Raw genomic sequence first — 21,500 nt, 5'->3', positions numbered from 1 at the left:
AATGGCAATGACTGAGAGGACTATCCCTGCTTCCCGCCTCGCGCTGTTCGGGGCGGCTGCGATCGCAATCGTCGCGGTGGGCGTCGCCGCATCGCGGAACCGAGCCGCTCCACCCCCCGCGCCCGTCGCCCAGGCTTCGGCCAGCCCCCAGGCGGACGTGGACACGATGATCTCGTCTCTGGAAGCCAAATTGAAGGCCAATCCGAACGACGCCGAAGGGTGGCGGATGCTCGGATGGTCGTTCTTCGAGACGGGCAAATTCGCCGAAGCCGCGATGGCCTATCAGAAGGCGACCCAACTTGCGCCGAAGAACGCCGAATATTGGTCTTCGCTGGGCGAGGCGCTGGTGCTCGCCGGATCGGGTGAGAAGATTCCGGCCGATGCGTCCGCCGCGTTCAAGAAGGCGCTGGCGATCGACCCGAAGGACCCGCGCTCCCGCTATTTCATCGGCGTCGAGCAGGACATGGCGGGCCGGCACAAGGAAGCGATCGACACCTGGTTCGCCTTGCTGAAAGACTCGCCATCGGGTGCACCCTGGGAAGCCGATGTTCGCAAGACGATCGAGCAGGTCGCCGCGAAGGAGAAGATCGACGTCAAGGACAGGCTGGCCGCGCTGAAGCCGCTCGCGCCCGCGGCTCCCGCCGGCCCTGCCGCGGCGCTCAACGGCATCCCCGGCCCAAGCCGCGAGCAGATGGCCGCGGCGTCGCAGCTTCCGTCCGGCCAGCAGGAGGCGATGGTCCGCGGCATGGTCGACGGGCTTGCCGCCAAGCTCCAGGCCGATCCGAAGCAGCCGGACCGCTGGATGATGCTGATCCGCAGTCGCATGATGCTGGGCCAGGGCCGCGAAGCCGCCCAGGCGCTTCAACAGGCGATCGCCGCCAATCCCGACTCGCGCGCAGACCTCGTCCAGGCGGCGCGCACGCTTGGGGTTCCAGGCGCCTGAAACCAGAAGGGCCCCGCTCCTGGGGTGGGGAGCGAGGCCCGGACTGGGGTCGTCCTAGGAGACAGGGAGGGGTGACCCTGTCTTGGTTCAGACAGCGGGGAGGGGTGCCGCGCTGTCTGGGATCAGTATATCGCCGTCAAAGGTCGCAAACCTATGTCGGCCGTCACAGGAAAGTGTCGCAAATTGTCGCGAACGGGAAAATCCTCCCCTTAGAGGGGAGGTGGCGCGCGCAGCGCGACGGAGGGGTGTCAGAGGCCGAGGATAAAACTCGAAGGTCGACACCCCTCCACCACTCGCCTTCGGCGAGCGGTCCCCCTCCCCTCTAAGGGGAGGATCTGCTCCGGCGATAGTCTCGCCACCCCCGCATCCGAAGCTCACACGCCGGACAGGTGCCGCAGCCATAGCCCCAGTCGTGGAGCGTGCCGCGGTCGCCCAGATAGCAGCTGTGGCTCTCGGTGCGGATCAGCTCGACCAACGCGTCGCCGCCCAGCTCGGCCGTGAGCGCCCAGGTCGCGGCCTTGTCGCGCCACATCAGCGGCGCGTGGATGACGATCCGCCGGTCGAGTCCGAGACCAAGCGCCACCTGTAGCGCCTTCAGCGTATCGTCCCGGCAGTCGGGGTAGCCCGAATAATCGGTCTCGCACATGCCGCCGACCAGGTGGCGGATGCCGCGCCGGTAGCCGATCGCCGCGGCCAGGTTGAAAAAGATCAGGTTGCGCCCGGGCACGAACGTGCTCGGCAGTCCGTCCGCATCAAATGCGATCTCGGCGTCGCGGGTCAGCGCCGTGTCGCTGATCTGGCCGAGCAGCGACAGGTCGAGCAGATGGTCCTCGCCAAGCTTTCCCGGCCAGACTTTGCCCATGCCGTCGCGCAGCGAAGCGCGGCAATCGAGCTCCACCCGATGCCGCTGGCCATAGTCGAACCCGACCGTCTCCACGCGCGCGAACCGGTCCAGCGCCCAGGCGAGACAGGTCGCCGAGTCCTGCCCGCCGGAAAACAGCACAAGCGCGGGTTCGGATTGCAGGGTCATGCGTGCGCCCCTACCGCCAAATTCCGTTCGTTTCGAGCGAAGTGGAGAAGCGATGGCTCCGAGCCTGCGCTTCTCCACTTCGCTCGAAGCGAACGGTGTTATTCGGCAGGAACCAAAGCGGGATCGAGAGCATCCCCCGTCACCAACCCTTCGCGATGCGCGACGATGTAGGTGACGAGCGCTTGGCCCGCGACGTTCACCGCGGTGCGGCCCATGTCGAGGATCGGATCGATCGCAAGCAGCAGGCCGGCGCCTTCCAGCGGCAGGCCGAGGGTCGACAGCGCCAGCGTCAGCATCACCAGCGCGCCGGTGAGGCCCGCCGTCGCCGCCGATCCGATCACCGAGACCAGCACCAGCGACGCATAGTCGGTCAGCCCCAGCGGCAGGCCATAGAATTGGGCGACGAAGATCGCGGCGATCGCCGGATAGATGGCGGCGCACCCGTCCATCTTGGTCGTGGACGCGACCGGGACCGCGAAGCTTGCATAGCTGCGGTCGACCCCCAGGCGTTCGGCGACCGCTTCGGTGGCGGGCAAGGTGCCGATCGACGAGCGCGTCACGAAACCGAGCTGGATGGCCGGCAGCGCCGCACGGAAGAACCGTGCCGGGCTGAGCCCATGCAGCACCAGCAGCGCCGGGTACACGCCCAGCAGCACGAGGCCGAGCCCGAGATAGACGGCGCCGGCAAACCAGCCGAGCCGCGCGAGTGAGTCCCAGCCATAGGTCGCGACCGCATGGCCGAACAGGCCGAACGCGCCGATCGGGCTCAGCGCGATCAGCCACGCGAGCAGCTTGCGAACGACCGCCAGCAACGAGCGCGCAAAGGCAAGGAACGGCTCGCCTGCCTCTCCCACCTTCAGCGCCGCGATGCCGGCGAGGACCGAAATCACGACGATCTGCAGCACGTTGAAACCGAGGTTGGTGCTCGGCGCACCGTCGACCAGCTTGGTCGAGGCGCCGAGGCCGAGCACATTGGCGGGGACCAGTCCTTTCAGGAAATCGAGCCAGGTGCCGACGGTCCGCGGCGCCGCCGCAGCCGCCGCGTCGGCGCCTGCACCCACGCCCGGCTGAATGACGAGCGCCAGGGCGATGCCGATCGACACCGCGATCAGCGCGGTGATCCCAAACCACAGCAGCGTCTGCGTCACCAGCCGGCTCGCGTTCGACAGCGCGCGCAGGTTCGAGATGCTGGACACGATCGACGCAAAGACAAGCGGCGGCACCAGCACCTTCAGCAGCTGGACGAAGCTCGATCCGATCAGGTCGAGTGCGGTGGTCAATCCCCTCGCATCGGGCAATGCGCGCGCGACAAAGCCGGCGGCAAGCCCGAGCAGCATTGCCGCCCCGATCTGGAGCCCGAAGGAAGCACGTACCATGGCTGCCGATCTGGCGCCGCCGCCTTCGGGCTCCAACCAAGCTTTTCTGTCAGCCGCAACAGCGCGGCTGAACCCTCATTTCAGCTTCACTTCCTGGAGCTGCGTCGTCGACATGATCGTGCGAAGCGGCGTGCGCGTCTCAGCCATCTGCGCGTCCGCCTGGTGCGGGTCCATCTTGACGAAGGCTTCGAAGGCCGCCGCCCGCCGCGCCTGCTCGGCCGCATCGGGCACCGATCTGTATTTGGTCATCAGATAGATGTCCGGCTCGCCGTTGCGCGGATAGGTGTTGGCGAGGACCTGATAATCCTCGATCCAGCCCTTCGACTTGGCGAATTCCTGCTGCTTCTTCCACTCGGTCGCGACCCAATCGAGATACTTTTCGGCGCCACCTTCCTTGAACTTGATCCCCGTCACATCCCAGAACGAGCCGGGCGTGTAGCTGCTCGCCTGGGCAAAGGCGGGCGCGGCACAGGTGAACGACAGCGGCAACGCGGCAAGCGCCGCGGCAAGCATCAGCTTTCTCATGATCAGGTTCCCCGTTCTCTCCGGCAGGCCCTTTGCCCGCCGAGCCTTACGCGACTGGCCCGCGTCGTCACCTGCGGCCCCGATGCTCTCGCGGCGACGTGAACGCGATCAAATCATCACGAAAGAGACCGTCTGGCAAGCCGCTGCGAGAGATGAGCGCCAAGCAGCGCGAAACCCACGCCTTCCATCCAGCCGCCGAGCACGTCGGTCGGCCAATGGACGCCCAGCACCACCCGCGAGCAGCCGATCAGGATCGCGAGCGGAACCGCGATCCACAGCAATCTGCGATCGATCAGCAAGGCGATCAGCAGGTATAGCGCCGCATTCTGGGCCGCATGGCCGCTCGGGTAGCTGAGGTCGAACGTGCGATCGAGGTGGGTGTACAGCTCCGGCCGCACGCGCGCGAACAGCGCCTTCAGCGCGCTGTTAGTGCCCGATTGGACAAGCGCCACAACCAGCAGAAGCACGGCGTCGCGGCCGCGGCTCCTGAACCACAGAAAGGCGGCGGCGAGCAGCCCGACGGCAGCACGGATCTCGCCCGCGCCGATCGTCGACAGGGCCAGCCAGACACCGCTCTGGGTCCGCCCGGCGGCAGCCAGACGGGAAAGCCAGAAATCGACCGCGGGCGTGCCGCCGACCTCCAGCCCGATCCCGAGCGCCAGCACGGCCGCGAACAGGATGAGCGCGGCACGAAGCTTGCCCGTCACGGGACCGACTTCACCACCTCGCCGCCCTTGATCACCACCGCTACGTGCTCGAGGGTGCGAACGTCCTGGGTGGGATCGCCATCCACCGCGATGATGTCACCGTAGCGACCGACCGCGATCGCGCCGACGTCGCCGGTCTGGCCCAGCGCTTCGGCCGCGCTCTTGGTCGCCGACTGGATCGCCTGCATCGGCGTCATGCCCCATTCGACTTCCTTGGCGAACTGGCGCGCATTCTGGCCATGCGGATAGACGCCGGCATCGGTCCCGAACAGCATCGGCACGCCGGCGCGGAACGCCTTCCGGAACGTCTCGCGCTGCAGCCGCCCGATCATCTTTTCCTTGTCGAGGCTTTCCTGCTCGGTGCCGTTCGCAGTGCCCGTCGCCAGAATATAGTCGTCATTATAGATATCCATGTCGAACCAGGTCTTCTTCGCCGCGGCCAGCTTGATGTCCTCGTCGTCGGCCAGGCTGGCATGCTCGATCGTGTCGATGCCGGCCTGGATCGCGGCGCGGATGCCGTCGGCGCCGTGGGCGTGCGCGGCGACCTTCAGGCCCAGCATGTGCGCTTCGTCCGCGATCGCCTTCATCTCGTCATAGGTGAGCTGCTGCGCACCGACCGCGTCGCCCATCGAAAACACGCCGCCGGTCGCGCAGATCTTGATCACCTTCGCACCATATTTGTGCAGCCACCGCACCTTTGCCCGCGCTTCCTCGGGCGAGTTGATGACCGACGCCTGCTTCTTGTCATAGGAAGGCGGCAGCGCATTTTCGTCGCAATGGCCGCCGGTCGCGCCGATCGCGTAGGTGGCGGGCACGATGCGCGGACCCGGAATCCAGCCGCCGTCGATCGCCTGCATCAGCCCGACATCGTCGAAATCGGCCGAGCCGACGTTGCGGACCGTCGTGAAGCCCGCCTCCAGCGTCTTCTTCGCATTGGCGGTGCCCACCGCCTGCCAGAAGCTGTCCGTATAGCGCAGCCCGCGATAGCCGCCGATTTCCGCCAGGCTGGTCAGGTGCACGTGCATGTCGATCAGGCCGGGGAGGATGGTCTTGCTACCCAGATCGATATGCTTCGCGCCCGCCGGCACCGCGCCGCCGCTGGAGACCGACGCGATCCGCCCGTCGGTGATGACGACCACCGGATTGTCGACTGTCTTTCCAGCCAGCACGTCGACCATCTTGGCCGCGGTGACGACGACGGTTTCGGCAGAAGCCGGCGCGGCAAGCAGCGCCGCGCCGAGAAGCAGAGTGCGGATCATGGTCCCTCCCGTGTGATGCGGGAGGGTTAGAAGGGCGAGGATCACCAAACAAGTCCCTCTCCCGACGGGAGAGGGAGGGAGCCGCGGAGCGGCGGAAGGATGAGGGCAACAAGGCCAGTCGCCCTCACCCCGCTCGGCTTCGCCGAGTCGACCCTCTCCCGACGGGAGAGGGTGATGGCTACATTGGCAGCTTCTGCGCCATGTCGAGATGGTGCTCGACCACCGTCGCGGTCTTGCTCGCGAAGTCCTTCAGCGGCGGGGAATCACCGCCACTTGCATAGCCCTTAAGCGCGGCGAGCGCCTTCTGGTGCGCATCGACCTGCTGCCTCGCATATTCCTTGTCGAAGTCGGTGCCGCTCAGGCCCTGCAGCTTGGTCATGTTCGCCTGCTGCTCGGCCGTCATCATGCCGGACGGCATCGGGTGACCATCAGCCTTGGCAGCGGCGGCCTTCAGGTCGGCTGTCGACTTGGTGTGATCCTTGATCATGTCGGCCGCGAAGCTTTTCACCTTGGCATCGCTCGACTTGTTCTGCGCCAGCTTGGCGGCGGCGATCTCATAGGCATCGGTGCCCGAAGCCGCGTCGACGAACGCCTGCGCCGTCATCGGCATCGCCGCAGTTGCGTTCATGTCGTTCGCGGCCATCATGTTGTTGTCGATGGCGCCGGTCTCGTTCGCGGTCGCCAGATTGTCGGACATATTGGTTTCGTTGGCGGTGTCGTTCTTCGATCCGCAGGCGGCCAAAGCCATCGCCAGGGCAGCGACCGTTGAAAGGGCGACGAACTTCTTCATGGGCTCTCTCCTCCAGAGCCGCCGAACGCCGCGCCTGTGCCGATGTTCCCGGAATCGCGGTGAAACGAGCGCTGCCTACTCAGTCGTTCGACCGTCCCAATGATCGTTGTCGTGATCGGCTTCGGCCTGTGCCTTGGTCCGGTGGACGACCTTGTCCTTGTGTTCGGGCGGACCATAGAGCGTGTAGAATCTGAGCGGTGCAGCCCCGGTGTTGCGGACATTGTGCCGAGCGCCGGCGGGCACGATCACGCCGAAATCGTCCTCGACCGGGTTGGCCTTGCCGTCGATCAGCACTTCGCCCGAGCCCTGCTCGAAGCGGAAGAACTGGTCGCGGTCTTCATGCACTTCCTCGCCGATCTCTTCGCCCGGCTTCAGCGTCATCACGACGAGCTGCAGATGCTCGCCCGTGTAGAGCACGGTCCGGAAGGTTTCGTTGTCCAGCGTCGCCCGCTGGATGTCATCGACATAACCCTGTTTCATGTGCCCTCCGTTCGGTTCGGCGGAGTAACGGGAAAGCCGCGCGCGTGTTCCCCCAACCCGTCATGCCGGACTTGATCCGGCATCCACCTGCCTTGACGGCTACGGCAGGAAGAAAGGTGGACCCCGGATCAAGTCCGGGGTGACGGTCCTGTCGGACCGTCAAATATGCAGCGCCCGCCCGTAGGCGGCGAGCACGCTTTCGTGCATCATCTCGCTCAAGGTCGGGTGCGGGAACACCGTTTCCATCAGCTCGGCTTCGGTCAGCTCGCCGGTCTTGCCCACCGTATAGCCCTGGATCAGCTCGGTAACTTCGGCGCCGATCATGTGGGCACCCAGCAGCTCGCCGGTTTTCGCGTCGAACACCGTCTTCACAAAGCCTTCCGGCTCGCCGAGCGCGATCGCCTTGCCGTTGCCGATGAACGGGAAGTTGCCGACCCTTACTTCGTAGCCCGCTTCCTTCGCCTTCGCTTCGGTCAGGCCGACGCTGGCGATCTGCGGCCGGCAATAGGTGCAGCCGGGGATGTTTTTCGGGTCCATCGCGTGCGGGTGCTTGCCCGCGATCGCCTCGGCCGCGATCACGCCTTCGTGGCTCGCCTTGTGGGCCAGCCAGGGCGGCGCGGTCACGTCACCGATCGCGTAGATGCCCTCCACGTTGGTGCGGCACATGCCGTCGGTAACGATGTGCCCGCGATCGGTCTTCACGCCGAGCGCCTCTAGGCCGATGTTCTCGGTGTTCGGCACGATCCCGATCGCGACGATCACATGGCTGAACTCTTGCGCGACGGTCTTGCCGTCCTTGCCCTTGATCGACGCCTTGACGCCGTCCGGGGAGACCTCGAGCTTCTCGACGCCCGCGCCGGTCATCGTCGTCATGCCCTGCTTCTTGACCGCCTTTTCCAGGAAGGCAGACACGTCGGCATCCTCGACGGGCACCAGCCGGTCGAGCATTTCGACCACCGTCACGTCCGCGCCCATGTCCCGGTAGAAGCTCGCAAACTCGATCCCGATCGCGCCGGAGCCCACGACCAGCAGCTTGGTCGGCATTTCGGGCGGCGTCATCGCGTGGCGATAGGTCCAGATGCGTTTACCGTCGGCCTTCGCGAACGGAAGGTCCCGCGCGCGGGCGCCGGTCGCCACGATGATGTTCCTGGCCGTCAGCTCGGTGGTCTTGCCATCCTTGGTGACGCTGAGCTTGCCCTTGCCCGTAAGCTTGCCGTCGCCCATGTGGACGTCGATCTTGTTCTTCTTCATCAGGTGCGTGACGCCCTGATTCAGCTGCTTCGCCACCCCCCGCGAGCGCTTCACCACCGCTTCCAGATCGGCGCTGATCTGGTTCGCGACCAGCCCGTAATCCTTGGCGTGCTGCATGTAATGGAACACCTCGGCCGACCGCAGCAGCGCCTTGGTCGGGATGCACCCCCAGTTGAGACAGATGCCGCCCAAGAGCTCCCGCTCGACGATCGCGGTCTTGAGGCCCAGCTGCGCCGCGCGGATCGCGGCGACATAACCGCCGGGCCCGGAGCCGAGGACGATGAGGTCGTAGGTGTCAGGCACGTTCGGAGGCTCCATTGGCAGCCCCTCTCCCCTTGCGGGAGAGGGAGGGGCCCACGCCGCAGGCGTGGGAGGGAGAGGGGGATATCAGTCGGGCGTAGATCGCTTCGGCAACCTCTAGGCTCTCGCCTAGAACTTGATTGTTCCAGAACCGCAGAATCTCGAAACCTTGGCCTTGCAGAAAAGCATCCCGGCGTTCGTCATACTTGTTGTCCGCGTGCTGGGAGCCGTCGGCTTCTATGATCAGCCGCCGCTCGAAACAGATGAAATCGACGATATACGGCCGAAGGATCACCTGACGCTTGAACTTGAACGCTGCCAGCCGTTTCACGCGGAGCATCGACCAGAGCCGCTTTTCCGCTTCAGTCGGGTGTGCGCGCATCCATTTCGCGCGGGCGAGGAGTTCGGCATCCCCTCTCCCTCCCACCGCTTCGCGGCGGGCCCCTCCCTCTCCCGCAAGGGGAGAGGGGCTGGGGTCCGGCGCGTGCTGCATCTACGCCACCATCCCCAGCGGCGCTTCCACCAATTCCTTGAACACCTTCATCAGCCGCGCGCCGTCCGCGCCGTCGATCGCGCGGTGGTCGAAGCTGCCCGTCGCGCTCATCACCGTCGCGATCTGGAGCGCATCGTCGACCACGTACGGCCGCTTCTCCCCGGCGCCGATCGCCATGATCATGCCCTGGGGCGGGTTGATGACCGCTTCGAACTGCTTGATCCCGAACATGCCCATGTTGGACAGGCTCGCGGTGCCGCCCTGATACTCGTGCGGCTGGAGCTTGCCGTCCTTCGCACGGCTCGCGAGCTCGTGCATTTCGGACGAGATCGCAGCCACGCCCTTACCGTCGGCATTCGTGACGATCGGCGTGATCAGCCCGCCCGGGATCGACACCGCGACCGAGATATCGGCGCGGCTGTATTTGATCAACTGGTCCGGCGTGAAGCTGACGTTGCACTCCGGCACTTGCTTCAGCGCAACCGCGAGTGCCTTGATCAGCAGGTCGTTGACCGACAGCTTGACGTTGCGCGCAGCCAACGCGCCGTTCAGTTCTCCCCTGAGCTTGAGCAGCGCGTCGAGGCGGATATCGACCGTCAGGTAGATGTGCGGGATCGTCGACTTCGCTTCGGTCAGGCGGCGCGCGATCGTCTTGCGCATGTTGGAAAGCTTGACCGCCTCGTGCGGGATCTCGGTCTCGAAAGGCGCGGCGGGTGCGGCCGGGGCCGGAGCAGGTGCGGGCGCAGCGGCCGGCGCGGCAGCCACCTTCGGCGCGGCGCCTGGCTGCGCGCCCTCGATATCCGCCTTCACGATCCGCCCGCCGGGGCCGGAGCCCTGCAGCGCGCCCAGGTCGATGCCCTTCGCCTCCGCCATGCGTCGCGCGAGCGGCGATGCCTTTACCCGGCCTTCTAGCCCCTCTCCCGCTTTTGCGGGAGAGGGAGGGGCCCGATCGGCGCCAGCCGATTGGGAGGGTGAGGGACTTGGCGCGGCGCTGCCCTCACCCTGGCCGGCTTTGCCGGCCTGTCCCTCTCCCGCCTTCGCGGGAGAGGGACTGGGCGCCGGCGCGGAAGCAGCGGCGGACGCGTCTTCCCCCTCGCCCGCGATCAGGGCGATCACGGCACCGACCTTCACGCCGTCGGTGCCTTCCGGCACGACGATCTTCGCAATTGTGCCTTCGTCGACCGCCTCGAATTCCATCGTCGCCTTGTCGGTCTCGATCTCGGCCATGATGTCGCCGGATTTGACCGTATCGCCTTCCTTCACCAGCCATTTGGCCAGCGTGCCTTCCTCCATCGTCGGCGAGAGAGCCGGCATCTTGAGCTCGATCGGCATGGAGGTCCCTTTGCTATTCTGGATCGTTGGAGCCCCCTTCGACCAAGGCTTGGGACCGGTCAAGATATTGCGCTTCCCCGCCGCATGCGCCACCTGTCGGGCAAACGGGGGCACGGGGCACGCGGATGCGCACCTATCTGGCAGTGATCGACGATACCGAGGAAGCCGCGATCGCGCTGCGCTTCGCGGCCCGGCGCGCGGCAAAGACCGGCGGCACCGTGCTGGTGCTGGCCCTGATCGAGCCGGCCGAGTTCGTCGCCTGGGGCGGCGTGCAGGCGACGATGGAAGACGAAGCGCGTCAGCGCGCCGAGGGCCTGGTCGCGAGCGTTTCGGGCAGCCTGTTCGAGGAAGCCGGCATCCGGCCCGCGATCCTGGTCCGTCAGGGCGATCCGGTCCAGGTCGTCAGGGAATTGCTGTCTGAGAACGACAACGTCGCCGCGCTGGTGCTGGGCGCCAGCGCCACCGGCGCACCCGGGCCGCTCGTCTCCCACTTCGCGGGTGCCGATGTCGGCAAGATGCCGTGCCCGGTGATGATCATTCCGGGTTCGCTGACCCCGGAAGCGGTGGATCGACTCTCTTAGCCCGCGATCCGCGGCGCCAGCAGCTTCACCAGCATCTCGCATCCCGCCGCATCGCCGGCGTCGAACCGGCCCGCGTTCGGACTGTCGAGGTCGAGCACGCCAATCAGCCGGCCTTGCTCGACGATCGGCACGACCAATTCGGAGGCCGAAGCGGCATCGCAGGCGATGTGCCCGGCGAACGCGTTTACGTCATGAACGAGCTGCGTTTCCCTCGTCGCCGCAGCCGTCCCGCATACGCCTTTGCCCATCGCGATCCGGATGCACGCGGTCTTGCCCTGGAAGGGCCCGAGCACCAGCTCATCGCCGACAAGGCGGTAGAAACCCGCCCAGTTCAGATCGGGCAGATATTCGAACAGCAAAGCCGCCGCGTTCGCCATGTTGGCGATCGGGTCCGGCTCGTCCGCCGTCAGCGCATCGAGCGCGGACAGCAGGTCGTCGTAGAGCTCGGTCTTGGAACCGCTACTGACTTGGAAGTGATACACATGAAACTCCGGTTTGGGCTGAGCCTGTCGAAGCCCTCCCTTCCTCTTACGGTGGCTCAGCAAGGAAAGGGAGGGCTTCGACAAGCTCAGCCCAAACCATAAGGAACTCGGTGACGAGCAGTTAGTCCAGCCGCACCTTGCCCCGCCCCGCCTTCACCGCGCTCCGTTCTTTCTTCGCATCCACCCGCTTTGCCTTGGCCGCCTTGCTCGGCTTCGTCGCCTTGCGCTTGCGCGGCGACAGATGCGCCTTGCCGACCAGCTCCGCCAAGCGCTCGCGGGCCTCGGCGCGGTTCGCGTCCTGGGTGCGGTGGGCGCGCGCCGTGACGACGACCTCGCCTTCCTTGGTCCAGCGGCTGCCGGCGAGCCCCTTCAGCCGCGCATAGACGTCGGGGTGCAGCCGGAGCGCGAACACGTCGAGCCGCAGCTGGACCGCGCTCGCCACCTTGTTGACATTCTGTCCGCCGGGGCCCGTCGCGGCGAGGAAGCGTTCCTCGAGCGCATCTTCGGGCAGCGGCGGCCATTCGACCTTAGCCATGCGCGAAGGCCCCGAACCGCTCGGGGAGCGGCGCCTCGACGTCGATCGCCGGCTTGTTGTGCCGCGGCACGACGATCCGGCTCGCGTGAAGCAGCATCGCCGGACCGCCCTTGCCGTAGGTCGGATCGCCGACGATCGGCAGCCCGAGCCCGCTCGCCGCATGAACGCGCAACTGGTGCGTCCGCCCGGTCTGTGGTTCGAACCGGACCAGCGCGCGGCCGTCCTTTACGTCGATGGCGGTCCAGCGCGTCACGGCAGGCTTACCCTTCTTCGCCGGAATGATGCGCCAGCCCTGCGCCGCGGTGCTGACCTTCGACAGGGCCAGCTCGATCACCCCCTCCTCCGTGTCCGGCACGCCTTCGAGCACGGCGAAATAGGTCTTCTGCACCTCACCATTCGCGAAGGCGGCCGAGAAGCGCCGATGGGCGCCGTGATTTCGTGCGAGCAGCAGGCAGCCGCTGGTGTCGCGGTCGAGCCGATGCACGAGCCCCGGCGGCCGCGCGAACCCGAAGCGCAGATCGTCGACCATGTCGGCCAGCGCGGGCGTGCCGTCCTTGGGTCGGTCGACCGGCAGCCCGGCCGGCTTGTCGATCACCAGCGCTTCGGCGTCGATGTAGAGGATGGGAATCGCTCCCCTCCCGCTTGCGGGAGGGGCTGGGGGTGGGATCGGCTGGTCTTGCACCAAGCTGACATGCCCACCCCCGCCCCCTCCCGCAAGCGGGAGGGGAGAAGTTCAGCCGAACAGCTTCTTCGCCGTCTCGGCCACGCGCCGGCCAAGGTAGCGCGCGCCGCCCAGATCCGCGTCGGTCGGCTGGCGCTCTCCCCGGCCCCCGGCAATGGTCGTCGCACCATAGGGAGCGCCGCCGACCACTTCCTCATGGCCCATCTGACCGGAATAGCCGTAATCGAGCCCCACCACCGTCAACCCGAAATGCAGCAGGTTGGTGATGATCGAGAACAAGGTGGTCTCGTTCCCACCATGCTGGCTCGCCGAGGAGGTGAACGCGGCCCCGACCTTGCCGTTCAGCGCGCCGGACGCCCAGAGGCCGCCGGCCTGGTCGAGGAACATCGCCATCGGCCCGCTCATCCGGCCGAAGCGGGTGCCGGTGCCGACCACGATCGCGTCGTAATTCGCAAGCTCGTCGATCGTCGCGACCGGCGCATCGGGCCGGGCGACCTGGATGCCCGGAAGGTCGGGAACGCGGCGCACATCGACGTCGGCACCGGCCTCACGCGCGCCTTCGGCGATGGCATCCGCCATCTGCGCGATGTGACCGTAGGTGGAGTAATAAAGGACCAGAACCTTCGTCATTTCGCAGTCTCCCAAAAATGGGGACAGTCCCTATTTTCGATAAATAGGGACTGTCCCTGTTTTGCGGTTTATTCGCTATCGACCATCACCAGCTCGGCGTCCTCGCGGGCGGTAATGCGCACGGTCTCGCCGCCGGTCAGCGCGGCGCCGTCGCGAGCGTCGAGCGCGGTTCCGTCGACATCGACGGCCCCCGTCGCGGGCACCAGATAGGCGTGCCGGCCGGGCCCGAGCGGATAATCGATGCTCTCGCCCGCCTTCAGCGTCGCGCCGAGGACGCGGGCATCGGCGCGGATCGGCAGCGCCCCTGCCTCGATCTCGTCGGCAAAGCCGCTGGCGAGCGTCACGAACCTGCCCGACCGATCGCCCTTCGGGAACGGCTTGGCACCCCAGCTCGGGCTCCCGCCGGTCCGCTTCGGCTCGATCCAGATCTGGAACAGCGTGGTCGTCTCGGGTTCGAGGTTGTACTCGGCATGACGCACGCCGGTGCCCGCGCTCATCACCTGGACATCGCCTGCCTCCGTGCGGCCGGTGTTGCCCATCGAGTCCTGGTGCGTGATCGCGCCTTTCCGGACATAGGTGATGATCTCCATGTCGCGGTGCGGGTGCGGCGGAAAGCCGCTGTTCGCGCCAATCTCGTCGTCGTTCCAGACGCGCAGCGCGCCCCAGCCCATCCGGCTCGGGTCATAGTAATTGGCGAAAGAAAAATGGTGCCGGGCGTTCAGCCAACCGTGATCGGCATGCCCCAGGCTTTCAAACGAACGTTTCTCAATCATTGTCAGTCTCCCGACTTGCTTGCGACCAAGATAGGGCGCAGGATCGGATCAGAAAGAGAAACCTCGGAAACGCATCGTTTCGATATATGCGCCTACCCGACTTCGAAGCCTGGGCGATTTTCGCCGCCGTGGTCGAGCACCGCTCGTTCAGCGCCGCCGCGCGTGCGCTCGGGCTGTCTAAAGCCACGGTGTCGAAAGCCGTCACCCGGCTCGAAGCGCATCTGGGCGCCAGTCTGTTCCATCGCACGTCGCGCAAGCTGACTTTGACCGAGACCGGCAGCGCCCTCGCTCCGCGCGCGCGCCGGATCATGGATGAAGCGATCTGCGCCGAAGAAGAGGCGAGCGACGCCGCCAGTGCGCCGAAGGGGCTGGTTCGGCTCGCGGCGCCGATGACGTTCGGCCTGCAGCGGGTCGCCCCAGCAATCGCCCAATTCCTTGCCGATAGCCCCGGTATCACGATCGACCTCTGCCTGGACGACCGCAAGATCGACCTTGTCGAGCAGGGCGTCGACGTCGCGCTCCGCATCGCGCAGCTTCCCGACAGTTCGCTGCGCGCGCGTCGGCTGATGCCGATCCGGGCGCATGTGGTGGCAAGCGCCGCCTATTTCGACGCGCACGGCCGGCCCGCCCATCCGGCCGAGCTCGCCGAGCATCGCTGCATCCTGTACGCGAACAATGAAACCTGGCGCTTTACCGGGCCCGGCGGCGAACAGGTCTCGATCAAGCCGGAGGGGCCGCTTCGCTCGAGCAGCGGCGAGGCGATGCTCCCCGCCCTCCGCGCGGGGCTCGGCATCACGGTGCTGCCCGACTTCATCGTCGGCCCGGACCTGGCCGAAGGAACGCTCGAGGAAGTGCTGAACGACTGGCAGGCGCCTCCGATCGCACTGCATCTCGTCACGCCGCCCAACCCGCTCCGGCCGGCGCGTGTCGAGGCGCTGATCCGCTTTCTTGTTGCGCATTTCTCCGGCAAGTCCGGGCAATGATCGAAGCGATTCCCGCCGCCACGCTCGTCCTTTTCCGCGATCGCGCCGGTGAGCCGCCTGAGCTGCTGATCACGCAGCGCGCGGCCGGAATGGTGTTCGCTGGCGGCGCCCTGGTCTTCCCCGGCGGCCGGATCGACCCTGCGGATCGCGTCCATGCCGTGCAGCATCCCGAGCTTTCGGAGGACGACGCTGCCGCGCGGATCGCCGCGATCCGCGAAACGGTCGAGGAAGTCGGCTTCGGCTTCGGCCTTGGCATTCACGACCTGGTTCCGTTCGCTCGCTGGCTGCCCAAGCACCGACAGGCGCGCAATTTCGATACGCGCTTCTACATCGCGCGGGTCTCGGCCGACGCGCCCGAACCAAAAGCCGATGGCGGCGAAACCGTCCGCGCCTTCTGGGCCAGCGCCGCCGACGTGCTCGCCATGTGCGACCGCGGCGAGGCGGACATCATCTTCCCGACCCGCCGCAACCTCGAACGCCTCGCCCAATTCGACAGCTTCGACGCGGCGGTGAGCCATGCCCTCGCGCACCCGATCGTGCCGATCACGCCCTTTCATGAAGAGCGCGAGGACGGCGCGTGGCTCTGCATTCCGGACGGGCTTGGCTACCCGGTGACGGCGGAGAGATGGACGAGCGTGATGCGGGGCTGAGATGCGCACAGCGCGCCGCCTCGCCCGCGCGCTGATCATCGCAATCGTCCTGATTGCGCTGATCTGCTGGTACCTGGTCTGGACCCACGACCACCCTGCCGACTCGCCCTTCACCGAGCTCGACCTCACCCGGCCGATCGGCCTGTTCACCGGCCGCAAGATCGCCGCGCTGGGGGACGACACGCCGAAATGCGAAACTCTGCTGTTCCGCGCCGGCGTCCGCTACCGCGCGCTGCCGGCTGCGGGCACCGGCCAGTGCGCCTATGACGATGCGGTACGGCTGACCAAAGGCGGCGCGCTCACAGCCGGCTTTCGGCCGGAGCGGGTCGATGTCTCCTGCCCGGTCGCGGCCGGACTTGCGGTCTGGGAACAGCAGATCGTCCAGCCCGCCGCCGAGCATCTCCTCGGCGCGCGCGTCACCGGCATCGACCATTTCGGCAGCTATTCGTGCCGCCGCATGTACGGCCGCTCGACCGGCGACTGGAGCGAGCATGCGCGGGCCAACGCGATCGACGTCGCCGGCTTCCGCCTGAGCGACGGTCGCCGGATCACGGTCGCGCGGGACTGGAACGGCGGCACGCTCAAGCAGCAGCAATTCCTGCGGGCGGTTCGCGACGGCGCCTGCAAGCTGTTCGCGACGGTGCTGAGCCCCGACTATAATGCTGCGCACCACGACCATTTGCATTTGGATCAGGCGATGCGGGGGGAGTTTGGGTGGCGGGCGTGTCGGTGAACTTTCCTCTCCCTGGAGGGGAGAGGAACAGCGGAGCTTGGCAGCTTGCTGCCTAGCGCAGCTAGGAGAGGGTGGTTGGCTCGGCGCCCAATACCCTCTCCCCGCTCGGCCCCGCAGGGCCGAGTCGCCCTCTCCCCTGCAGGGAGAGGGTGTTTAGAAGCCGATATCGTCCAGGCTTAGCAGCGTTGCGTTGCCGCCGGAGCTGGTCGTGTCCGTGCTCGTCACCCGCTCGGCGCAAAAGCGGGGCAGATAGTGCGGGCCGCCGGCCTTCGGCCCGGTGCCGCTGAAGCCTTCGCCGCCGAACGGCTGGCTGCCCACGATCGCGCCGATCATCGATCGGTTAACGTAGAGGTTGCCGACCCGCGCCAGCGCCTCCACGGTCTCCGCCGAGCGCGCGATGCGGCTGTGCAGGCCCATCGTCAGGCCGAAGCCCTTGCCGTTCACGTGGCTAATCGTGCGCTCCAGATCGCCGGCGCGCCAGGTCGCGACGTGCAGCAGCGGCCCGAACCATTCGCGGTCGAGATCGTCCATGCTCCGCAGCCGGATCGTGGTCGGCGGCACGAAATTGCCTTCCGCCGGCACATCGATGGTCTTGATCCAGCTGTTCCGCATCGCCTCGCGCCGGCCCATCAGATTGTCATAGGCTTGGCGGTCGATCACGGGACCGACGTCGGTCGCCGGATCCGCGGGATCGCCGATGATCAGCGTGTCCATCGCGCCCGACAGCATCTCCAGCGTCGACTCGGCGATCTCCTCCTGCAGCAGCAGCAGCCGGAGCGCCGAGCAGCGCTGGCCGGCCGAGCGGAAGCTGGAGGTGACCACGTCCTGCACGACCTGTTCGGCGAGCGCGGTCGAATCGACGATCATCGCGTTGACGCCGCCGGTCTCCGCGATCAGCGGCACCAGCGGCCGGTTCTCGTTCGCCAGCAGCTCCCGCGCGATCTTGCGCGCGGTCGCGGTCGATCCGGTGAAGGCGACACCGGCCACGCGCGGATCGGCGACCAGCGCCGCGCCCACGTCCGGGCCGCCGGGCGCCAGGATCAGCACGTCCTCCGGAATGCCGGCCTGGTGCGCCAGTTCGACCGCGCGCGCGGCGATGCGCGGAGTCTGCGGCGCGGGCTTGGCGATCACGGCGTTGCCGGCCACCAGTGCCGCGACGGTCTGGCCCAGGAAGATCGCCAGCGGGAAGTTCCACGGCGCGATCGTCGCCCACACGCCGCGGCCTTCATGCCGCAGCACGTTGCGCTCGCCGGTCGGCCCGGGCAGCTCGATCGGCACGAGATAGCCGCGCGCCTGCTCGGCGTAGTAACGGCAGAAATCGACTGCCTCGCGCACCTCGGCAAGCGCATCGGGGATCGTCTTGCGCGCCTCGTGCACGCAGACCGCCATCAGCTCGGTGCGATGCTGCTCCAGCAGGTCGGCCAAGCGTTCGAGACAGGCGGCGCGCTCGTGCACAGGGCGCGCGGTCCAGGCGGGGTAGGCGGCCTGGGCGCGGGCCACCATCTCCCCCTCCCGCTTGCGGGAGGGGTTAGGGGAGGGAACAGCCTTCCCATTTGCGCTGGGGTTAGGCACCTGCCCTCCCCCGGCCCCTCCCGCAAGCGGGAGGGGAGAAGATGCAATCGCACTCGCCACCCCGGCCAGGGTGTCCTTGTCCTGCAGGTCCACGCCCTCGCTGTTCCGCCGTTCCGGCGCGAACAGGTCCTTGGGCAGCGGGATGCTCGGGTGCCGTTCTCCGCCGACCTTCGCGATCTTCTCGACCGGATCGGCGAGCAATTCCTCGTCGGTCAGCCGCTCGTCGGCCAGCTGATGCACGAAGCTCGAATTGGCGCCATTCTCCAGCAAGCGCCGGACCAGATAGGCGAGCAGGTCGCGATGTCCGCCGACCGGCGCGTAAATGCGGCAGTGATAGCCTTCCTCGCGAACCAGCCGCTCATACAGCCCCTCGCCCATGCCGTGCAGCCGCTGGAATTCGAAGTCGCGGCTTTTGCCCGCCCATTCGACGATCGTCGCGACGGTCAGCGCATTGTGGCTGGCAAAGGCCGGCGCGATGCCCTTGGCCGCCAGCATGTCCTTCGCGCACGCGAGATAGGACACGTCGGTCGCCGCCTTGCGCGTGAACAGCGGATAGTCCGAAAGTCCCGCTTCCTGCGTGCGCTTGATCTCGCTGTCCCAATAGGCGCCCTTGACCAGGCGGACGTTCATCCGCCGCCCGGTCTCCTGCCCCAGCGCGTCGGCCCAGCCGATCACGGCGCGGCAGCGCTTGCCGTACGCCTGCACCGCCATGCCATAGCCGTCCCAGCCGTTCAGCGCGGGCAATCGCGCGACGGTCGAGATGATGTCGAGGCTCATCTCCAGCCGTTCCGATTCCTCGGCATCGACGGTCAGCGCGATGCCCTTCTGCGCCGCCCGGATGCACAGAGCCTCCAGCATTTCGGTCAGCGCCGGCACGCAGCGATCCCATTGCGGCACCTCATAACGCGGGTGCAGCGCAGAGAGTTTGACGGAGATCGAATGCCCGGCCGCCGGATCAGTGCCGACTGCATCGATCGCGTTCGCATAGGCATCGAAATAGCGTTGCCCGTCGGGGAAGGTCCGCGCCGCCTCGCCCAGCATGTCGAAGCTGGCGGTGAAACCCCTGTTCTCCGGCTTCTTCATCCGGCGCATTGCTTCGTCGATGGTGCGGCCCATCACGAAGACTTCGCCCATCATCTTCATCGCCGCGCCGACCGCCTGGCGCACGAACGGTTCGCCCGCGCGCGCGATCAGCCGGCGCAGCACGCCGCCCTGCCCGCTATCGCTGACCAGCGCCTTGCCGACGATCAGGCCCCAAGTCGCGGTATTGACCAGCTTCGACGAACTCTTGCCCTTGTGCGCGCTCCAGTCGGCGTCGCCGAATTTGTCGGCGATCAGCTGGTCCGCCGTTTCCGGATCGGGCACGCGCAGGAACGCCTCGGCAAGCGACAGCAGCGCGACGCCTTCGGACGAGTTCAGCCGGTATTGCTGCAGGAACTGGTTGACCCAGCCGCTCGACTGCGCCGCGCGCAGGTCGGCGAGCAGGCCGAGCGCGACCTGCACCGCGCCTTCGCGCTCGGCCGGCGTGAGTCGCGCACGTGCGAGCAGCGGCTTCAGGACTTCGGGTTCCGGCGCGCGATGCAGCCGCTTGAGTTCAGCATCAAAGGATGACGTTGCGGAATCCATGGCTCTCGATACCGCCCTTGCCGGGCGCTTGATTTCAGGGAATGAGCGGCGCCTATGCGCTAGATTGCGGGGTGAAGGAAGAGCATGGCGACAGTCACCATCGACGAATATCGCGGCCTTGTCGGCCAGCAGCTCGGCACGTCCGATTGGGTGACGGTCGACCAGGCGATGATCGACAAATTCGCGGACGCGACCGGCGATCACCAGTTCATCCATGTCGACCAGGAAAAGGCGAAGCTGACGCCCTTCGGCGGCACCATCGCGCACGGCTTCCTGACGCTCTCGCTGCTGCCGTTGCTCAATCAAAAGACCGACATGCCGCGGGTCGGCGGCATCAAGATGGGCGTGAATTACGGCAGCAACCGCCTGCGCTTCCTTGCCCCCGTCCGCGCCGGCAAGCGCGTGCGCGGCCATTTCAAGCTGCTGGAGTTCGAGGAAAAGCGCCCGGGCCAGTGCCAGCAGACCAGCGAAGTCACCGTCGAGATCGAGGGCGAGGACAAGCCTGCCCTGATCTGTGAGTGGATCGGCCAATTCTTCATTTAACGGAGTGAAATCCATGCGCGACGCTGTCATTGTTTCCACTGCCCGCACGCCGATCGGCCGCGCCTATCGCGGGGCGTTCAACAACCTGCCGAGCCAGAGCCTGGCCGCCCATTCGATCCGTGCCGCGGTCGAGCGCGCCGGCATCGATCCCGCCGAAGTGCAGGACGTGGTGTTCGGCGCGGCGCTGCAGCAGGGGCACCAGGCCGGCAACATCGCTCGCCAGGCACTGCTTCGCGCCGGGCTTCCCGTCACCGTCTCCGGCATGTCGGTGGACCGCCAGTGCGCGTCCGGCCTGATGGCGATCGCGACCGCCGCCAAGGAAATCACCGTCGACCGGATGGACGTGGCGATCGGCGGCGGGGTCGAGAGCATCAGCCTGGTCCAGACGCCGCAGATGCGCGTCGCGCCCGATCCCGAACTGGTCGCGATGCACAAGGACATTCACATGCCGATGCTGCAGACGGCCGAGGTCGTCGCCAAGCGCTATGGCATCAGCCGCGACGCGCAGGACGAATATGCGCTTCAATCGCAGCAGCGCACCGCCGCCGCCCAGGCCGCCGGCCGGTTCGACGACGAGATCGTGCCCGTCACGGCCACGATGGCCGTGGTCAACAAGGAGACCAAGGAAGTCTCCTACAAGGAAGTGACGCTGGCGAAAGACGAGGGCAACCGCCCGGAAACGACGCTCGAAGGCCTGAAGTCGCTGCAGCCGGTGCTGGGGCCGGACCTCAACATCACGGCCGGCAACGCCTCCCAGCTGTCGGACGGCTCCTCGGCCTCGGTATTGATGGAAGCGAAGCTCGCGGAAAAGCGCGGGCTCAATCCGCTCGGCCGCTATGTCGGCATGGCCGTCGCCGGCACCGAGCCCGACGAAATGGGCATCGGCCCCGTGTTCGCGATCCCGAAGCTGCTCGACCGGTTCGGCCTGAAGATGGACGATATCGGCCTGTGGGAGCTGAACGAGGCCTTTGCCGTCCAGGTCCTCTACTGCCGCGACAAGCTCGGCATTCCCAACGAGCTGCTGAACGTCGACGGCGGCGCGATCTCGATCGGCCATCCCTATGGTATGTCGGGCGCCCGCATGACCGGCCATGCGCTGATCGAGGGCAAGCGGCGCGGCGCGAAATATGTCGTCGTGACGATGTGCGTTGGCGGCGGCATGGGTGCGGCCGGGCTGTTCGAGGTACTCTGAAAACGGGAACAGGGCTGCTCCCTCGTCGGTTC

General features: G+C 66.9%; 23 protein-coding genes. 7 read left to right on the top strand and 16 right to left on the bottom strand.

Translation table 11 applies throughout. The features are described 5' to 3' along the window. The first annotated feature begins 7 nt into the window (after positions 1-7). Positions 8-943: a tetratricopeptide repeat protein gene (locus SCH01S_RS00480; protein WP_046346864.1), complete on the top strand. Its 936-nt coding sequence runs from the start codon at positions 8-10 to the stop codon at positions 941-943. 322 nt (positions 944-1,265) lie between these two features. Here SCH01S_RS00480 and queC read toward each other — a convergent pair whose 3' ends face one another. From queC to SCH01S_RS00430, 10 genes are all read right to left on the bottom strand, one after another. Beyond that, on the bottom strand, positions 1,266-1,973 hold the full coding sequence (gene queC / locus SCH01S_RS00475) for a 7-cyano-7-deazaguanine synthase QueC (RefSeq protein WP_046346784.1): 708 nt from the start codon (positions 1,971-1,973) through the stop codon (positions 1,266-1,268). Positions 1,974-2,071: 98 nt separating this feature from the next. Then, the gene (locus tag SCH01S_RS00470) at positions 2,072-3,349 is read right to left on the bottom strand and encodes a dicarboxylate/amino acid:cation symporter (RefSeq protein WP_046346783.1); all 1,278 of its coding nucleotides are present in this window, start codon (positions 3,347-3,349) and stop codon (positions 2,072-2,074) included. 75 nt (positions 3,350-3,424) lie between these two features. Continuing rightward, positions 3,425-3,874: a hypothetical protein gene (locus SCH01S_RS00465; protein WP_157032748.1), complete on the bottom strand. Its 450-nt coding sequence runs from the start codon at positions 3,872-3,874 to the stop codon at positions 3,425-3,427. A gap of 116 nt (positions 3,875-3,990) precedes the next feature. Further along, the gene (locus SCH01S_RS00460) at positions 3,991-4,581 is read right to left on the bottom strand and encodes a phosphatase PAP2 family protein (RefSeq protein ID WP_046346782.1); all 591 of its coding nucleotides are present in this window, start codon (positions 4,579-4,581) and stop codon (positions 3,991-3,993) included. Continuing rightward, positions 4,578-5,840 carry a Xaa-Pro dipeptidase gene (locus tag SCH01S_RS00455; RefSeq protein ID WP_046346781.1) on the bottom strand — a complete coding sequence of 421 codons (1,263 nt, stop codon included), beginning with the start codon at positions 5,838-5,840 and terminating at the stop codon, positions 4,578-4,580. Before SCH01S_RS00455 ends, SCH01S_RS00460 begins: the two co-directional genes overlap by 4 nt. Before the next feature lie 178 nt (positions 5,841-6,018). Continuing rightward, on the bottom strand, positions 6,019-6,630 hold the full coding sequence (locus SCH01S_RS00450) for a DUF4142 domain-containing protein (RefSeq protein ID WP_046346780.1): 612 nt from the start codon (positions 6,628-6,630) through the stop codon (positions 6,019-6,021). Between the two features lie 75 nt (positions 6,631-6,705). After that, entirely contained in the window at positions 6,706-7,110 is a 405-nt protein-coding gene (locus tag SCH01S_RS00445) for a cupin domain-containing protein (RefSeq protein WP_046346779.1), read from the bottom strand. Positions 7,111-7,269: 159 nt separating this feature from the next. Next, positions 7,270-8,664: a dihydrolipoyl dehydrogenase gene (gene lpdA, locus SCH01S_RS00440; RefSeq protein WP_046346862.1), complete on the bottom strand. Its 1,395-nt coding sequence runs from the start codon at positions 8,662-8,664 to the stop codon at positions 7,270-7,272. After that, entirely contained in the window at positions 8,657-9,154 is a 498-nt protein-coding gene (locus SCH01S_RS15985; RefSeq protein ID WP_084689315.1) for an endonuclease domain-containing protein, read from the bottom strand. Before SCH01S_RS15985 ends, lpdA begins: the two co-directional genes overlap by 8 nt. Continuing rightward, on the bottom strand, positions 9,155-10,486 hold the full coding sequence (locus SCH01S_RS00430) for a pyruvate dehydrogenase complex dihydrolipoamide acetyltransferase (protein WP_046346778.1): 1,332 nt from the start codon (positions 10,484-10,486) through the stop codon (positions 9,155-9,157). It lies immediately after the preceding gene. 125 nt (positions 10,487-10,611) lie between these two features. Here SCH01S_RS00430 and SCH01S_RS00425 point away from each other — a divergent pair, with 125 nt between their 5' ends. Continuing rightward, a complete protein-coding gene (locus SCH01S_RS00425) occupies positions 10,612-11,067 on the top strand; it encodes a universal stress protein (RefSeq protein ID WP_046346777.1) in 456 nt (151 codons plus the stop codon). Here SCH01S_RS00425 and SCH01S_RS00420 read toward each other — a convergent pair. From SCH01S_RS00420 to SCH01S_RS00400, 5 genes are all read right to left on the bottom strand, one after another. Continuing rightward, positions 11,064-11,549 carry a free L-methionine (R)-S-oxide reductase MsrC gene (locus tag SCH01S_RS00420; protein ID WP_046346776.1) on the bottom strand — a complete coding sequence of 162 codons (486 nt, stop codon included), beginning with the start codon at positions 11,547-11,549 and terminating at the stop codon, positions 11,064-11,066. The two genes, SCH01S_RS00425 and SCH01S_RS00420, sit on opposite strands and share 4 nt — an antisense overlap. 121 nt (positions 11,550-11,670) lie before the next feature. Continuing rightward, positions 11,671-12,084 carry an alternative ribosome rescue aminoacyl-tRNA hydrolase ArfB gene (arfB, locus tag SCH01S_RS00415; protein WP_046346775.1) on the bottom strand — a complete coding sequence of 138 codons (414 nt, stop codon included), beginning with the start codon at positions 12,082-12,084 and terminating at the stop codon, positions 11,671-11,673. After that, positions 12,077-12,766, bottom strand: coding sequence for an RluA family pseudouridine synthase (locus SCH01S_RS00410; protein ID WP_245612119.1), 690 nt, complete (start codon positions 12,764-12,766; stop codon positions 12,077-12,079). Before SCH01S_RS00410 ends, arfB begins: the two co-directional genes overlap by 8 nt. 51 nt (positions 12,767-12,817) lie before the next feature. After that, a complete protein-coding gene (gene wrbA / locus SCH01S_RS00405; protein WP_046346774.1) occupies positions 12,818-13,396 on the bottom strand; it encodes an NAD(P)H:quinone oxidoreductase in 579 nt (192 codons plus the stop codon). Between the two features lie 68 nt (positions 13,397-13,464). Next, positions 13,465-14,169 (bottom strand): pirin family protein, encoded by a 705-nt coding sequence (locus tag SCH01S_RS00400; protein WP_046346773.1) that lies wholly within the window; start codon positions 14,167-14,169, stop codon positions 13,465-13,467. A gap of 86 nt (positions 14,170-14,255) precedes the next feature. On the opposite strand from SCH01S_RS00400, the gene SCH01S_RS00395 reads away from it, so the two are divergent. From SCH01S_RS00395 to SCH01S_RS00385, 3 genes are read left to right on the top strand one after another with little or no spacing between them, the layout of a single operon-like run. Continuing rightward, positions 14,256-15,152 (top strand): LysR family transcriptional regulator, encoded by an 897-nt coding sequence (locus SCH01S_RS00395; protein ID WP_046346772.1) that lies wholly within the window; start codon positions 14,256-14,258, stop codon positions 15,150-15,152. Next, positions 15,149-15,802 (top strand): NUDIX hydrolase, encoded by a 654-nt coding sequence (locus SCH01S_RS00390; RefSeq protein ID WP_046346771.1) that lies wholly within the window; start codon positions 15,149-15,151, stop codon positions 15,800-15,802. Before SCH01S_RS00395 ends, SCH01S_RS00390 begins: the two co-directional genes overlap by 4 nt. Position 15,803: 1 nt before the next feature. Next, positions 15,804-16,535, top strand: coding sequence for an extensin-like domain-containing protein (locus SCH01S_RS00385; protein ID WP_046346770.1), 732 nt, complete (start codon positions 15,804-15,806; stop codon positions 16,533-16,535). 153 nt (positions 16,536-16,688) lie between these two features. On the opposite strand, the gene putA is transcribed toward SCH01S_RS00385, so the two are convergent. Next, positions 16,689-19,733 (bottom strand): bifunctional proline dehydrogenase/L-glutamate gamma-semialdehyde dehydrogenase PutA, encoded by a 3,045-nt coding sequence (putA, locus tag SCH01S_RS00380; RefSeq protein ID WP_046346769.1) that lies wholly within the window; start codon positions 19,731-19,733, stop codon positions 16,689-16,691. A gap of 84 nt (positions 19,734-19,817) precedes the next feature. Here putA and SCH01S_RS00375 point away from each other — a divergent pair, with 84 nt between their 5' ends. Together SCH01S_RS00375 and SCH01S_RS00370 are read left to right on the top strand one after the other, a co-directional pair. Continuing rightward, on the top strand, positions 19,818-20,276 hold the full coding sequence (locus SCH01S_RS00375) for a MaoC family dehydratase (RefSeq protein WP_046346768.1): 459 nt from the start codon (positions 19,818-19,820) through the stop codon (positions 20,274-20,276). 13 nt (positions 20,277-20,289) lie between these two features. Next, the gene (locus SCH01S_RS00370) at positions 20,290-21,468 is read left to right on the top strand and encodes an acetyl-CoA C-acyltransferase (RefSeq protein WP_046346767.1); all 1,179 of its coding nucleotides are present in this window, start codon (positions 20,290-20,292) and stop codon (positions 21,466-21,468) included. Positions 21,469-21,500 lie beyond the last annotated feature (32 nt).

Origin of the sequence: Sphingomonas changbaiensis NBRC 104936 (genome assembly GCF_000974765.1) — a bacterium.
Taxonomy (GTDB): Bacteria; Pseudomonadota; Alphaproteobacteria; order Sphingomonadales; family Sphingomonadaceae; genus Sphingomonas_B; species Sphingomonas_B changbaiensis.
The sequence above is the reverse complement of the archived record's forward strand: the minus strand, read 5'-3'. Positions and strand labels throughout refer to the sequence as shown.